General features: G+C 57.2%; 8 protein-coding genes. 5 read left to right on the forward strand and 3 right to left on the reverse strand.

All coding sequences use genetic code 11. The annotated features are described in order from the left end of the window. Positions 1-8: 8 nt before the first annotated feature. The 3 genes from RRF56_RS13515 to RRF56_RS13525 form a co-directional block, all read right to left on the reverse strand. Complete coding sequence (locus RRF56_RS13515) at positions 9-3,917, reverse strand: PAS domain-containing protein (protein WP_317038165.1); 3,909 nt, start codon at positions 3,915-3,917, stop codon at positions 9-11. 327 nt (positions 3,918-4,244) lie between these two features. Beyond that, the gene (locus RRF56_RS13520; RefSeq protein WP_317038166.1) at positions 4,245-5,096 is read right to left on the reverse strand and encodes a hypothetical protein; all 852 of its coding nucleotides are present in this window, start codon (positions 5,094-5,096) and stop codon (positions 4,245-4,247) included. A 1,048-nt stretch (positions 5,097-6,144) separates the two neighbouring features. Beyond that, on the reverse strand, positions 6,145-7,734 hold the full coding sequence (locus tag RRF56_RS13525) for a glycoside hydrolase family 57 protein (RefSeq protein ID WP_317038167.1): 1,590 nt from the start codon (positions 7,732-7,734) through the stop codon (positions 6,145-6,147). A gap of 282 nt (positions 7,735-8,016) precedes the next feature. Between RRF56_RS13525 and RRF56_RS13530 the strand changes: the two genes are divergently transcribed. The 5 genes from RRF56_RS13530 (at position 8,017) to RRF56_RS13550 (ending at position 13,843) form a co-directional block, all read left to right on the forward strand. Beyond that, entirely contained in the window at positions 8,017-8,823 is an 807-nt protein-coding gene (locus RRF56_RS13530) for a tetratricopeptide repeat protein (RefSeq protein WP_317038168.1), read from the forward strand. Positions 8,824-8,975: 152 nt separating this feature from the next. Next, the gene (locus tag RRF56_RS13535) at positions 8,976-9,872 is read left to right on the forward strand and encodes an SMP-30/gluconolactonase/LRE family protein (protein ID WP_317038169.1); all 897 of its coding nucleotides are present in this window, start codon (positions 8,976-8,978) and stop codon (positions 9,870-9,872) included. A gap of 279 nt (positions 9,873-10,151) precedes the next feature. Next, complete coding sequence (locus RRF56_RS13540) at positions 10,152-11,126, forward strand: IS110 family transposase (RefSeq protein WP_317033747.1); 975 nt, start codon at positions 10,152-10,154, stop codon at positions 11,124-11,126. Positions 11,127-11,319: 193 nt separating this feature from the next. Continuing rightward, positions 11,320-12,657: a ferric reductase-like transmembrane domain-containing protein gene (locus RRF56_RS13545; protein WP_317038170.1), complete on the forward strand. Its 1,338-nt coding sequence runs from the start codon at positions 11,320-11,322 to the stop codon at positions 12,655-12,657. A gap of 124 nt (positions 12,658-12,781) precedes the next feature. Next, on the forward strand, positions 12,782-13,843 hold the full coding sequence (locus RRF56_RS13550) for a diacylglycerol/lipid kinase family protein (protein WP_317038171.1): 1,062 nt from the start codon (positions 12,782-12,784) through the stop codon (positions 13,841-13,843). Positions 13,844-13,921 lie beyond the last annotated feature (78 nt).

Genomic DNA, 13,921 nt, shown 5'->3' on the forward strand with positions numbered 1-13,921 from the left:
CTATTCTCTCACTCAGGCCCTGGGGCCAGGGTGGGGCGCTGGCGGGTCAGCGTAATCACCGCCTGCACCAATCGCTTGGGTTCTAGCGGCTTGGTGACATGGTGCTGAAAACCACTGGCGATCGCCCGCCGCCGATCATCCTCGCGGGCGTAGGCGGTTAGCGCCACCGCAGGGGTCTGCCCGCCCTGGGCAGGCGGCAAGGCTCGAATCTGGCGCAGCAGGCTGTAGCCATCGACGTTGGGCATGCCGATGTCGCTGACCAATACATCCGGCTGAAAAGAGGACAGGTTTTCTAGCACAGCCGCCGCCGAGGTCACCGTCAGCACCTCAGCCCCATACTGGGTCAAAATCGTGGTCAACAGCTCCCGGCTGTCGGGGTCATCGTCTACGGCCAGCACGCGAGTTCCGGTGAGATCTAGAGCCGGGGCGGGCAACTCATCGACTGATAGCGCTGTGGGTACCCCCTGAATTAACGGCAACCGCACCGTAAAGGTGGCCCCCAATTGTTCTCCAGGGCTTTCTGCGGTGACAAGGCCCCGGTGGGCTTCGACCAACTCACGCACAATGGCCAGACCCAAGCCCAGGCCCCCATAGGTGCGCGTGGTCGATCCATCCTCCTGGCGGAAGGATTCAAACATGTAGGGCAGAAAGTCGGGGTTAATGCCCTTGCCCCAATCGCGCACCGTGATTTCGGCAGAGCCATCTACCTCGGTCAGCCGAATCTCGACCTGCCCGTTGGTGGGCGAAAACTTAATCGCGTTGGACAACAGATTCCACACCACTTGCTGGAGGCGGGCGGCATCTCCAGAAACCTGACCTATATTGGGAAGTACCGCATTCAGCCCGATCGCTTTAGCGGCAACCATCGGTCTAACGGTGTCGATCGCCGCTTCCACCACAGCCGCTAGATCAACCGCCGCCATCGTCAGGCTGAGTTTGCCGCGCAAAATCTTGGCGACATCGAGCAGATCGTCAATCAACTGCGCCTGGAGTTTGGCGTTGCGTTCGATGGTGGCCAGACCGGCTGCCGTTTTGGCCTCATCCAGCTTGTGCATCTGCAATAGCTTGGCCCACCCCAAAATTGGGTTGAGGGGCGATCGCAGTTCGTGGGAAAGGATAGCTAGAAATTCGTCTTTGATGCGGTTGGCGCGCTCAGCAGCGTGCCGTGCCCCTTGCTCTTGCTGAAGCAAGCGATCGCGATCGTGCTCTAGCTGCTTCTGAACTTCGATATCGGTGGCGGTGCCAAACCATTTAGTAATTTGCCCTTGCTCATTCTGCTGGGGAATAGCCTGGTGCAGGTGCCAATGATAGGTGCCATCGGCCCGTCGTATTCGCCCTTCGGCTTGATAGGGAGTACCAAGACTGACCGCAGCACTCCATCGTTGCCCCATTTCAGTCAAATCATCGGGGTGCACAATCTGCTCCCAACCAGCGGCGCGAGCCTGTTCGAGCGTCAACCCCGTAAAGGCCACCCAGCGTTCATTCACATCCAGCAACGTGCCGTCGCTACTGGCCGTCCACACCAGCTGCGGAATAGTTTCTACCAGGTATCGATAGCGTTCTTCACTCTGGCGCAGGGCGTTCTCGGCCAGCTGGCGATCGGTAATGTCGGTGTTGGTGCCCAACCAGCGAAACACGTTGCCCTGCTCATCGCGCACCGGAATGGCGCGGGAGAGGAACCAGCGATAGTCCCCATCCCGTCCCCGGAGCGGAAAACTATCCTCCCAAATTTCGCCGGTTTGAAAGCACCGATTGATTTTCTCAACCACGCGATCGACATGGTCGGGGTGATGCACCGCCCGCCAGCCATCGCCCTGCATCGCCTCTAGGGTGGTGCCCGTGTAGTCAAACCAGCGCTGGTTGTACCAAAAAATCCAGCCCAGTTCATTGGCCATCCAGGCCAGGGGGGCAATGTTGTCGGCCAGGGTGCGAAATCGGGCTTCACTCTCTTGCAGACTGAGCTCAGCCTGCTTACGTTCGCTGACTTCTTTGAACAAAATGGCGACGGTTCGCCCTTCTGGGGGGCCAATCCGAAAAGCAGAAACCTCAAACCACCGTCGCATCACGACAGACCCGTTCTCAAACCGGGCCGGTTCGCCAGTCAGGGCAACTCTGCCATAAATCTCAAACCAGTGGGGCTCTAGGTCGGGCAGCAGCTGGCGAGCGGTTTGACCGACCGCGTTAACTAGCCCGGTCTGCTGCTCAAAGACAGCATTGACTTCTAAAAAGCGGTAGTCAATGGGAACATCGTGCTGGTCAAACAGCATTTCGACTACGCAAAAGCCTTCATGCATCGACTCAAACAGCGTGCGATAGCGCTCCTCAGACAGGCGAAGGGCAGCTTCTACAGCTTTGCGCGCTGAAATATCGCGATCGATCCCTGCCATCATCAGCGGGGTGTCGCTGGCGTCATAAAACACTCTCCCCATGCTGAGCACCCAACACACGGTGCCGTCGGGCTTGATAAAGCGAAACTCAATGTTGTAGTCATCTCGCCCGTAAACAGCGCGATCGATCGCCTGCTCAACCTTAGGCAAATCTTCAGGATGAATCATAGCCTTGACGGTTTCAAGCCGACCATCGAAGCTACCGGCTGCCATGCCAAACAGGTGCTCCAGGTTGGTGGACCAGTGAACCTGTCCCGCCTGAATATTCCAGTCCCAGCTCCCCATTTTGGCGGCTTTCATCGCCAGGTTCAATCGGTTTTGCTGCTGTTGCAGCGCAATTTCAGTCTGCTTTTGGCCGTCAATATCGGTAATGGTGCCAATCCAACCCGTGATCTGGCCTTGGCTATTTTGGGTGGGTACGGCGCGGTTGATAAACCAGCGATACTCGCCCTCCCGCCCCCGAATTTGGTGCTCAATTTCAAACGTTTCACCGCTGGCGATCGCCTGACTCCAGGCATCGAGGGTGCGCTGCCGCTGATCGGCCTGCACGGCCTGCACCCCCGCCAAACCAAAGGACTCGGCTTCCCCCAGCCCGGTGTAGTCGTACCAGCGCTGGTTCCAGTAGTTGACCGCCCCCGCTGCATCCGCTGTCCAGACAATCTGCGGCATCGCCTCTGCCAGATCACGACTCTGCTGCTGACTGGCTTGCAGGGCAGAGAGGGCACGCTGCAAGTCGTGCTCAATCTGGCAGCGCTCGGTGACATCGCGCCAAGAGGCCACAAAGCCATCGTTTAGCCGAGTGGCCCGCAGATCGAAAGCCCGAATTAAGCGGCGATCGCCATAGGCATCGTCATAAATCAGCGAGTCTTTGACCAGCGGCTCGCCCGTCTCCACAACCCGACAATATTCTTCAAACAGCCCAGACTCTCGGTGGCCGGGCAGCACTTCACACAGCCCCCGCCCAATCTGCATAGACCTGGGCATTTGGTTGCTGTCGCAAGCCGCCCCGTTTAAATAATCGATCCGAAAGTCAACAATCTGGCCCGCTCCATCGCGCAGCGCTGAAAAAATGCCGAAACAGTCCAGCATGTTCTCGACGGAGGTTTGAAACTGCGCTTGGCTGCGGTGCAAGGCCTGCCGTAATTCAGCATTTTCGATGGCGCTTCGCATCGCCAAGCGCAAGTCGTCGGGGGTAGTCTGGTCTCTCACCAGATAGTCGGCAGCACCATGTTTAATGGCCTGCACAGCAGTCTTGGTATTGCCGCTGTCAACAATGACGATGGGCGGGCAGCGATCGCCCATTTGCGCTTTTAACTGCCGCAGCAACGCCAGGCTGTCAGACTGAGACCAACTCAGCCCCAGCAAAATGCCATCGACCGAGAGGGTTTGGGGCAAAAATGACGCTGCACTGTTGTACGGCTCCAGCAAAATGTTGTAGGCCACAGTCCCATCTTGCTGTAACTGATGGCTGTAGGGGTTGGCCTGCTCCTGCGTGTCAGCAATGACTAGAACCGTCCAAGGAGTTGACATAGGCGCACCCTAATCTAGAAGGGACAAAAAGCTGTAAAACTCAAGGGTGCAAGAATCATCACATAGTATAACGGACTGTGTAGTTTCATCAGCCACAGGTGGGCAGAGCAGTAACGGAACCCAGCACCGCTAAGATCAGAGTTAGCTGATCCCTAGTTTTGACCCATTTAACCGCAAAACCTGGCAGATTCACCAAAATATCAGCGTAATTCTACGCGGCAAACACAGCAATCAGCCCAAACCATAACTGCACTTCAGCAGGCTTCTAGAAAATTGCAGTTGCGAACACGATGCAGGGTGGGGAAGTCATGCTGAGGAGTTAGCCTCTCAGCGACAGTAATCGTCAACGGGCTGCACCGCCTCAACGGCGATCGGCGACCACTGGCGCACCACAAACTCACTCAGGCCCACATGGGCTGGGCGATCGCGATCGAGGGTAGCCCAGTCAGCGCGATCGCCCCAGTCGTAGGTATAGCCCAGCTGGGTCCAGGGGTAGGGCCGAGCATTGGGGGTTTGGCGGGCGATCGGCTGGCCCTGGTACTGGTAGCGCTGGTCGTACTGGGCATAGAACCAGTGCTGATAGCTGGTCGGCACCGCCACAAATTCACTGGCAGCGCGAAAGCTCAACTCCGCCTCATGGTCGGTAATTTCGGGGTCGGGGCTAGGGCGAAAGAGAAACTGCGGGTCAACCCAGATCTCAACCACCTGGCGCTGGGCTGTCTGGGCCACCGGTTCGGGCGGCAGCCCGAGCAACTGGAGCAATCGGGCCGCTAGGGGAACCTCGGCGTTGGGGGTATAGGCCCGGCAAAAACTCTGCAAATCGGGGACCGCTGTCACCCAAATATCGCGGGTTGCAATCAGCCGACTTCCCACGTTTTGGCTGTAGCCCACCCAGTCGGCCCAGGTGGCGACTAACACCTGGCCCTGCTGATCCCAGCGGAGGGCACGGTTGTGGCGGGTAATAGCAGTGAGATTTCTAAATACTTCGTCGGGCTCTGGGGTTCTGGCATCTTCGACGGCATCCCAATAGGCGGGAGGTGGTGCGATCGCTCCATCTTGAGCCTGTACTGGGCTTGCGATCGCCCCGCAGACCTCAACCAGGCCCAACACAATTGCCCCAATGCCAAAACGCATTGCCCCAATGCCAAAACGCAGCGTTTGCCCAGAGTTGATGACCATGCATGCGACAGAGTTCTATAGCATCTAGAATGCCCAGATGCAGCGAGTCTTGTAGGATAGCCGTTCCGTGTGACTGAGTTTTGGGCAGCGATATACCCATCCACAGTCTTGACCCTCGCTTTGACAGCGACTATAAACGCCTTGTATATCGACGTTGCAGAAGTACCACTATCAATACGACTACAAAGGTAATAGGAAGAGCAACCTTAAAGCCTTCTATGACTGAGGTATACAGGCGAGGCGATGGGAGACAAGAAGACACAGCTGTAGCTAGCCCTCCGCAGACTAGAAACCGCAGAACCCAGTTTCCGAGGAAAAAGCTGAAGAATGAGCAGATAGCAACACTGACCCAACCTGCCTTTTGTGACAATAAAACAGTGCCCAGATATCGATCTAGCGTCTGAAAAAGGTTGCCTCTAGACAAATTTGGTCTAGTTGTTGGTTGCCGCTGAGCGGTTACGCTCTTTTGTTCATACCACTGGGCAAGGTTTTGCCCCGCTAGTCCTCCGGCCCAGCCAGCAACAATAGACGCCATCACAGAGCTAAAGCCGATGAAAACGGCTGTACTCGGGGTCATTGATCGCGACGCAAAATACCAAGGTCCAAAAACTGCGGCTCCGCCCCCGGCTAGCAAAGCACCCATAACCTTGGCGATGAGACGATAGAGCCAAACTGACCTGAGTGGGTAAAAAAACAGGCAGGTTATAGCGCTCAAAAGTAACCCGTTAATAAGCCCCAGCCCTAAGCCTAAGCCAGCACCGACTATTCCTGTCCCGATAGAGAGAAGCAGGGGCAAGCCCAAAAGAACGCCCAGTATGGACCCTGACATCAACCCTATTACAGTGCTTCGCAGAATAACCTGCCATGCCAACTGTAGTTTTGAGGTTGGTCGTTGACTTTTCAAGTCTGACCTATTGTTGAGAGCCATGGCTTTGTCCTCAAGAGCTGCCTTTGGAGGTATTTCATCAAGTGAGGTCAGACACTTAAAGAGAAGAGACCTCCGAGTTTTAAAAAAACTCGGAGGTCTCTTCTCTTTTCTTTGGATCTTCTACAGGGGGCGATAAACGCGGTAGTTGATCTTGGGGAAGATGTTGTCTACCACCTCAATCTTCTCTAGCCAGCCCGAGTCGATCTTTTCGCGCAGAATGTCATCCCACAGCTTTTGAAAGCGCATCAGGTGGGTGCGGGTGCGGCGCACCGCGTAGGGCACCATCGTCCCCGTCCGCATAATGAACGCCCAGTCAGACGACTGCGCCAGCAGCAGTTCTCGCGCCGCCTGGTTGAGGGCGCGCCACTCTAGCTCATCAGCAGGTTCGCGCTTGGCCAGGTCGATCATGCGCTCGGCAGCTTTGTGCAAGTGGGGGTAGATCCACGAGTTAGTTTCGTTCAGCCAGTATTCGTGGAAGCCCTTGTAGCCCCAGCTCGACTGGGAGGGGCGGCAAACCTGCTGGGTGGGATGGCCCTGGAGGTAGTCGCTCAGGTGGGTCATCTCGTAGGTGTTTTGGTCAAACCAGCTCTTGCGGAAGAGATAATCGAGGAACCAGGGGCCTTCGTACCACCAGTGGCCAAACAGCTCGGCATCGTAGGGAGACACAATAATCGGCGGGCGCTGCATCAGGCCGTGCAGATGGCCGATCTGCTGCTCGCGGTTGTACATAAAGTTGGCGGCGTGCTCGGCAGCTTTTTCTTTGGCCCAGTAGGGGTCGTAGAGCTGCTTGTCAGAGAGGCCCAGGCCCTTGCCGGTAATTTTGTGATACTTGATGCCCACATTTTTGCGCTGGCCGTTGGGCATGATGTAGGGCTTAATGTATTCGTACTCGGCATCCCAGCCCAGGTCGCGGTAAAACTCGCGGTACTCGGGGGCACCGGGGTAGCCCACCTGCGACGACCACACCTGCTGCGACGACTCGTGGTCGCGGCCAAAGGCGGCCACACCGCTCTCGGTAAAGATCGGGGCGTAGCTACCAAACCGGGGCCGGGGGCGGGCGTAGAGAATGCCGTGGCCATCGGTGAGGAAGTAGCGCAGGCCAGCGTCGGCCACCATGCGCTCTAGCCCTTCGTAGTAGGCGCACTCGGGTAGCCAAATACCCTTGGGAGGGCGGCCAAAGGTGTCTTCGTAGTGCTCGGCGGCGACTTGGATTTGCGCCCACACAGCCTCAGGATACATTTTCATCAGCGGCAGGTAGCCGTGGGTGGCCCCGCAAGTGATGATGTCGAGGTTGTTGCTGTCTTGGTATTGCTTAAAAGCGGTGACCAGGTTGCCGCTGTAGCTCTCCCACACCTGGCGCACGTGGTTAAACTCTTGGGCGTAGGTTTCTGCGAGGTATTGCAAATGGCCGTTGTGGACATGGCGCTCGACCTCTAGCTCAGTGAGCTCTTCGAGCATGGCCAGGTGGGCGTCGAAGCGCTCTTGCAGCAGCGGGTCTTGTAGCATCGAGACCAGGGGGGGGGTCATGCTCATGGTGAGCTTAAAGTCGACCCCGTCGCGCTTGAGCCCCTCAAACATCGACAGCAGCGGCACGTAAGTTTCGATGATCGCCTCGTAGAGCCACTCTTCCTCTAGAACGTAGTCACTCTCGGGGTGACGCACGTAGGGCAAATGGGCATGGAGTACAAGCGCGAGATATCCAGTAGCCATAGGGTGCCGTTGAGGAATGTGAACTTAGGGCCGGTTCGTCTGACAAGATTCTAGAGCAAAAGGTAAACGGTAACGGATGGCGGCGCTGCATCTACCTGCTGGGGTGACTGAGAGAGCTTTTTTTGTGAAAATTTATAGGATCGGCATTGATATGCCATGAAGCAGTAATTCCAAAAAGTTCACAGAGAACTCTCTGAAAAATAGTTACCCCAAACCGTTGCGACCAGAGCAGATACAGTATTAGGCTAGGCCGCTCTCTCCCAAACTCAGGAAACATGCTCAATGGGGCAAGCCTCTAGTTGGATCGTTTGTGCAGCGTTGGCGCTGGTCAGTTGCCAGCGGGAGATGGCAGTGCCATGGCAGCGGGCTCCCCTTTCAACAGCGGCGCTGGAGCAGCTCGCCTATCCACCGTTTTTAGTAGATGCTCAGGCGGCATCGCGCTACCGGCAGCAGGGGTTGGCCTTTCGGCAGCAGGGAGATCTGGAGCGGGCGATCGCCACCCTGAAGATCGCCACGGCCCTAGACCCGCGCCACACCGAGGGCCAGGTCTTGCTGGGCTGGACTCAGCATTTGGCTGGGTACGCGGCCCCGGCGACGGCGGCGTTGCAAACAGCGCTCACCCACAACCCCGACCACGTGCCTGCCCTCAATGCACTGGGAATTGTCTATTTAGTCGATGGCCAGCTAGAGGCAGCGGTAGACACCCACCGTCGTGCCGCTACCCTTCAGCCCGGCAACGAAATTGCCCACTACAACCTCAGTCTGGCCTACCAACGGCTGGGGCAGATCGAGCAAGCTATTGCCGAGGCCCAAACCGCTACCGAGCTAGAGCCGGGCAACCCCCACCCCTGGGTGGCGCTGGCGCTGGCCTACTGGTCGGGCCGCGATCGCTCCCCAGAGGTAGGCCCAGAAACAAGCCTAGAGACAAGCATTGACTTTCGGGCTGAGGCGATCGCCAACTACCGCCAGGCCTTGAGCCTCGATCGCCGCTACACCCGCCGCGACTATTTAGATCATCTAGAGCAAGCTGGGTTTAGCCAGGAGCAGATTGACCAGACCGAGGCCCTTCGTCAGGCAGCGGGGCTTTAGCAACGCAGGTTAACCATTGGTCTTTCCCCTAGGCCCCATGCTCAGGGCCGTCACGGTGCGGCTGGCACCCCCTCTGGCCTCTATCTTTAGATAGGGATGTCTCGCGCCCGGCTATGGGACCCTGCTGTTAACCGCTATCGGTGAAATTTGCCATGCCTACTGCGACTTTAGCCGAGCTATCGGCCCAAAACGTGCTTCACGCCCGCGCCCGGTTGGGGGAAGGCCCCCTGTGGGACGACACCAAGCAGGCGCTCTACTGGGTAGATATTCTCAACCACCGCGTCCATATTTTTGAGCCCAGTAGCGGCGACGATTGCCACTGGGATGTAGGCGATGTGGGCAGCGCCCTGGCGTTGATGGCAGGCGATCGCCTGCTGGTGGCTTTGGGCAACCGCCTGGGTCAGCTAGATCTCAGCTCGGGGACGGTCGAGACCCTGCACACCTTCGACTTTGAGCCCCCCGGCACCCGCTTTAACGACGGCAAGTGCGATCCCCAGGGTCGGTTTTGGATTGGGTCCATGAGCCCAGAGCATCCTGGCCAAGCAGCCCTCTACCGCTATGATCCCGACGGTTCAGTGCACACCATGGAAACGGGGTTGACCATTTCTAACGGGCTGGGCTGGAGCCCCGACGGCAGCACATTCTATTTAACCGATTCGCCCCAGCGCCAAATCTACGCCTACCGGTTTGATGGGGCCACGGGGGAGATCAGCGATCGCACCGTCGCCATTGACCTGAGCGACGCCGACGAGGCGATCGAACCCGACGGTCTAGCGATCGACACCGATGGCAATATTTGGACTGCCCTATGGGATGGTGGGTGTGTAGCCTGCTTTAGCCCCACCGGAGAATCGTTAGGTCGGGTAACATTGCCGGTACCACGCCCTACCTGCCCCAGCTTTGGCGGCCCCAACCACCAGACCCTCTACGTCACCACGGCCTCTGTAGGGCTGAGCCAGCAGGAGATTCAGCAGGGATTTTACTCGGGCGACCTGTTTGCGATCGCGGCCCCAGTCCCTGGCCTGCCCACCCATCGCTTTGGGGCTTAACCCTAGCTGCCAGTGAGTGATGTCTACCCGATCTCTTGCCTACCTCGACCTCGACCTGGCGACTTTTGGCAAACTTTCTCCTCAATGGTGGGCAGTGCCCACCCTTGTATCTTTAGAGGTGTGTGGCAGACCGTCCCACCCTAGGTTGTCCAAAACCGAACGTAGCATGGGTCGCTGCACACCTCTGAAGTTAACTCGCAAAATCGCCAGGAGCTTAGACTCCGTATCGAGCAAGGACGAGTGATGTCAGATTAACCTCCTACACGGGTGGATACAACCATGACTGAACTATCACAAGCGCATCAATGGGTTGGCATTGACGTATCCAAGCGCACCTTAGATGTGTACGTCCGTCCACTTGGATTAAGCGTTCAGGTGGCCAACAGTGACTCTGGTTTAAGAGAGTTGCTACAGGCGTTAACGGCGTTTCGTCGCGAGACGAGTCTGATTGTGCTGGAAGCGACCGGGGGCTATCAAGCCCTGGCGGCGCGAACGTTGATGGCGGAGGGCTGGCCCGCCGTTGTGGTGAATCCACGTCAAGTGCGTGATTTTGCCCGGGCCACGGGGCGCATGGCTAAAACAGACAAAATTGATGCCGAGGTGTTGGCTCACTTTGCCGATGCCATCCGTCCAGAGGTACGGGCGATGGCGAGTGAGGCCAGTCAACACCTTCAAGACCTCGTCACGCGACGGCAGCAACTCGTCGAGATGATGAGTGCCGAAAAAGCCCGGCAACGCTCAGCACGAGCCAGGACGGGTCAGAGCATTGAGCAGCATATTGACTGGCTCAAGCAACAGATCCAAGACCTCGATACCCAGATTGAGCAGCTCATCGCCCAGAGCGATCAGTGGCAGCGCACCCGCGAGATCCTCACCAGTGTGCCGGGTATTGGGGCTGTGACGACGGGGCTCCTCTTGGCCTCACTCCCCGAGTTAGGACAGATCTCAGCGAAGCGCCTAGCCAGCTTGTGTGGCCTCGCCCCGTTCAACCGCGATAGCGGCCAGATGCGGGGTAAGCGGATGATTAGCGGCGGTCGAGCCACCGTGCGCACAGGCCTCTACATGGCCGCGTTAGTCGCCACTCGCCATAATCCGGTCATTCGCGATTACTACCAGCGCCTGCTGCAGCGGGGAAAACTCAAAAAGGTTGCCCTGGTGGCCTGCATGCACAAACTGGTGATTATTCTCAATGCCATGGTAGAACATGACACCCTCTGGCAGGCTCCGGCTTGCTCCCTGCCCGCCGCCACATAAGGAACAGCAAGACTCTGTCTGATGCAGGCAGGGCTCCTGGCTTGATTTCCGCTGCCATCCCGCCGAGGCTAATCGCATAGCAGGATGAGCTTGACAAAGAAGATAATCGCTACGGTGGCTACAGTCGCCGTAAAGCGGGGATCTTCTTTTATAGAAATCTCCTTACACTTAAGACCATCTTTGGAGCTTGACTATGCGCCGTCTATTTATGCAAAGCCCCATTGCCCTGGCTGCTCTGTGGATTGTGGCCTACCTGGCCATCATTCTGCTGCCCATGGCAGGGGTGCTACTGCACCCGGCCCCCGCCGCCCGTGGCTTTTGGACAGAGTTTTCGGTAGCGCTGGGCTTTATTGGCCTAGCGCTGATGGCCTTACAGTTTGTGCTGTCGGCGCGGGTCAACCGCATTGAAGCCTCCTACGGCATCGACATTCTGATTCAGTTTCACCGCTACACCTCTATCGTGGCTTTTGGTCTGGTGGTGATTCACCCGATCATTCTGTTCATTGCCCGACCCGACACCCTGCAATTACTCAACTTCCCTGAAGCCCCGTGGCGGGCGCGCTTAGCGGTGATGAGCGTGCTGGCCTTTCTCGTCATGGTGGTGACAACTATTTGGCGCAAACCGCTCAAGATTCCCTACGAGCCCTGGCGGGCGGCTCATTCCATTTTGGCAGTGCTGGCAGTAGGCCTAGGGTTTGGCCACGCCATTGGCGTTGGCTTTTACCTCGGCCTGTTTTGGCAGATTGTGCTGTGGTCAGGGTTTATGGCCGTGGCCCTGTGGCTCATTCTCTACGTGCGCGTAGTCAAGCCCTGGATTATGACCAAGCGCCCCTACCTGGTTGAAGAGGTGATTCAGCAGCGAGGCGACGTGTGGACTCTGGCGCTACGCCCCCACGGCCATGAGGGCTTTACCTTTGAACCGGGGCAGTTTGCCTGGCTCACCCTTGGGGTGACGCCGCTGAACATGCGCGAACATCCTTTTTCCATGTCGTCCAATGCCGACCGGAGCGATCGCATCGAGTTTGGCATCAAAGCCCTAGGCGACTTTACCAAGCGCATCAAAGACGTCAAGCCCGGCACCAAAGCCTACCTCGATGGCCCCTACGGGGTGTTTACCACCGAGCGCTACTGGGATACCGCTGGGTTTGTGCTAATTGCAGGCGGGGTAGGCATTACCCCGATGTACAGCATGCTGCTCACCGCCAGCGAACGTCAGGACGATCGCCCCTTCCTGCTGATCTACTCCGCCCCCAGTTGGGACGACTTCACCTATCGAGAAGATCTAGAAGCCCTCAAAGACAACCTCGATCTCACCATTGTCTACGTGCCGCGCAAGGCCGACGACGACTGGGAGGGTGAAACTGGCTATGTCGACAAAGACTTGCTAGAGCGTCACATTCCCATCCATAGGGGCAGTCGCCAATACTTCATCTGCGCCGCCGATGTGATGATGGAAGCCACAGAACGTGGCCTGTTTGAGCTTGAGGTACCCGTCACCCATGTTCATATGGAGCACTTCAATCTGGCCTAGGAATGAAGAAATGGGTTTGCTCAAAACCTCTCCCTTTTTGAAGGGGGCAGAGTTCTCTGCCGCCCCTTAACGTTAGGGGTAGACTGTCTACTCAAATTGCCCCTCAACACCGCTAAAGGGCCCTATGCAAACCAACCAAAACGGATCCTCTGTCTCCTCCGTACCTCCGCTGCTGATTGTCAACCCAGTCTCTGGCCCCGACGAAGACGATCAGCTGGTGGCCAATCTCGAACAGGCTTTGCATGATCAAGGCTTGTTTGCCGAGATCCGTACCACAACCCCTGACGAAAATGGCCAAGGCCTAGCCGCCGCCGCCGCCCAGGCCAGGACTCCCCTAGTGATGGTGGCTGGGGGCGATGGCACCATTGAAGCCGTCGCCCGAGGTCTAGCGCACACTCAGACCGTTCTAGGCATCATTCCCCAAGGCACCCGCAATAACATCGCCGCTAGCCTCAACATTCCGGTAGACACAACCCAGGCTATTCGGGTGCTGACGGAGGGATGTCATCGCCAGTTTGACCTGGGCAGAGCCAACAACCACTACTTTATGGAAGTCGTTGGCGTTGGCCTAGAAGCCTCTCTGTTTCCTCGCGGCGACAAAGTAAAAGACGGGATCAAAAACAATTATTGGACAGCCTTGAAAAACTTTTTTCTAGGCATGGTCATGTTTTTGCAGTTTAAGCAGCATCGATTAGTTTTGCGCTTCGACGGTCATAAGGTGCGGTTGCGCACGCTGCAAGTCAATATCTGCAATAGCCCTCGCTACGGGGTTGAATTTGCCTTGGCCCCCGAGGCCAAAATGAACGATGGCAAACTCGATTTGATCTATATCGACAAGCCCTCCAAGTGGGATCATCTCCGCCAGTTTTTTGCTGCTATGCGGAGCAAGCAACTGCCCCACGAGCGCCTCAAACTCTATCAAACCTCTGCCGTTGCCGTGCACAGCTACCCGGCCCTAGACGTGCATGCCGATGGCGACTATATCGGCACAACCCCGGTCATCATTGAGGCCTTGCCCCAAGCCCTCTGGATTTGCGTGCCCACACCAGAATTGCTCACCCAGTTTGCTGATGCCGATGTCGCCGCAGAGCAGGCTGCTAAAGAAAAGAGTCTGTTTAGCTGGGTTCAAACGCCTAATACCAAATCCGAATTGCACAACCCTGATTCTCAAACGGCCAAACCGTAGGGGCGCACGAGCGCCCTGCTGAACCGGGGGTCATCAAACAGGATTCAGTCACCGGAGGGTGGGCAATGCCCACCATTA

Source organism: Nodosilinea sp. E11 (assembly GCF_032813545.1).
Taxonomy (GTDB): Bacteria; Cyanobacteriota; Cyanobacteriia; order Phormidesmidales; family Phormidesmidaceae; genus Nodosilinea.

What these genes read in the sequence shown, in the direction of transcription:
- RRF56_RS13550 (WP_317038171.1), top strand. Translation starts at nt 12,782, where the DNA reads ATGCAAACCAACCAAAACGGATCCTCTGTCTCCTCCGTACCTCCGCTG.
- RRF56_RS13530 (WP_317038168.1), top strand. Translation starts at nt 8,017, where the DNA reads ATGGGGCAAGCCTCTAGTTGGATCGTTTGTGCAGCGTTGGCGCTGGTC.
- RRF56_RS13545 (WP_317038170.1), top strand. Translation starts at nt 11,320, where the DNA reads ATGCGCCGTCTATTTATGCAAAGCCCCATTGCCCTGGCTGCTCTGTGG.
- RRF56_RS13515 (WP_317038165.1), bottom strand. Translation starts at nt 3,917, where the DNA reads ATGTCAACTCCTTGGACGGTTCTAGTCATTGCTGACACGCAGGAGCAG.
- RRF56_RS13520 (WP_317038166.1), bottom strand. Translation starts at nt 5,096, where the DNA reads ATGGTCATCAACTCTGGGCAAACGCTGCGTTTTGGCATTGGGGCAATG.
- RRF56_RS13525 (WP_317038167.1), bottom strand. Translation starts at nt 7,734, where the DNA reads ATGGCTACTGGATATCTCGCGCTTGTACTCCATGCCCATTTGCCCTAC.
- RRF56_RS13540 (WP_317033747.1), top strand. Translation starts at nt 10,152, where the DNA reads ATGACTGAACTATCACAAGCGCATCAATGGGTTGGCATTGACGTATCC.
- RRF56_RS13535 (WP_317038169.1), top strand. Translation starts at nt 8,976, where the DNA reads ATGCCTACTGCGACTTTAGCCGAGCTATCGGCCCAAAACGTGCTTCAC.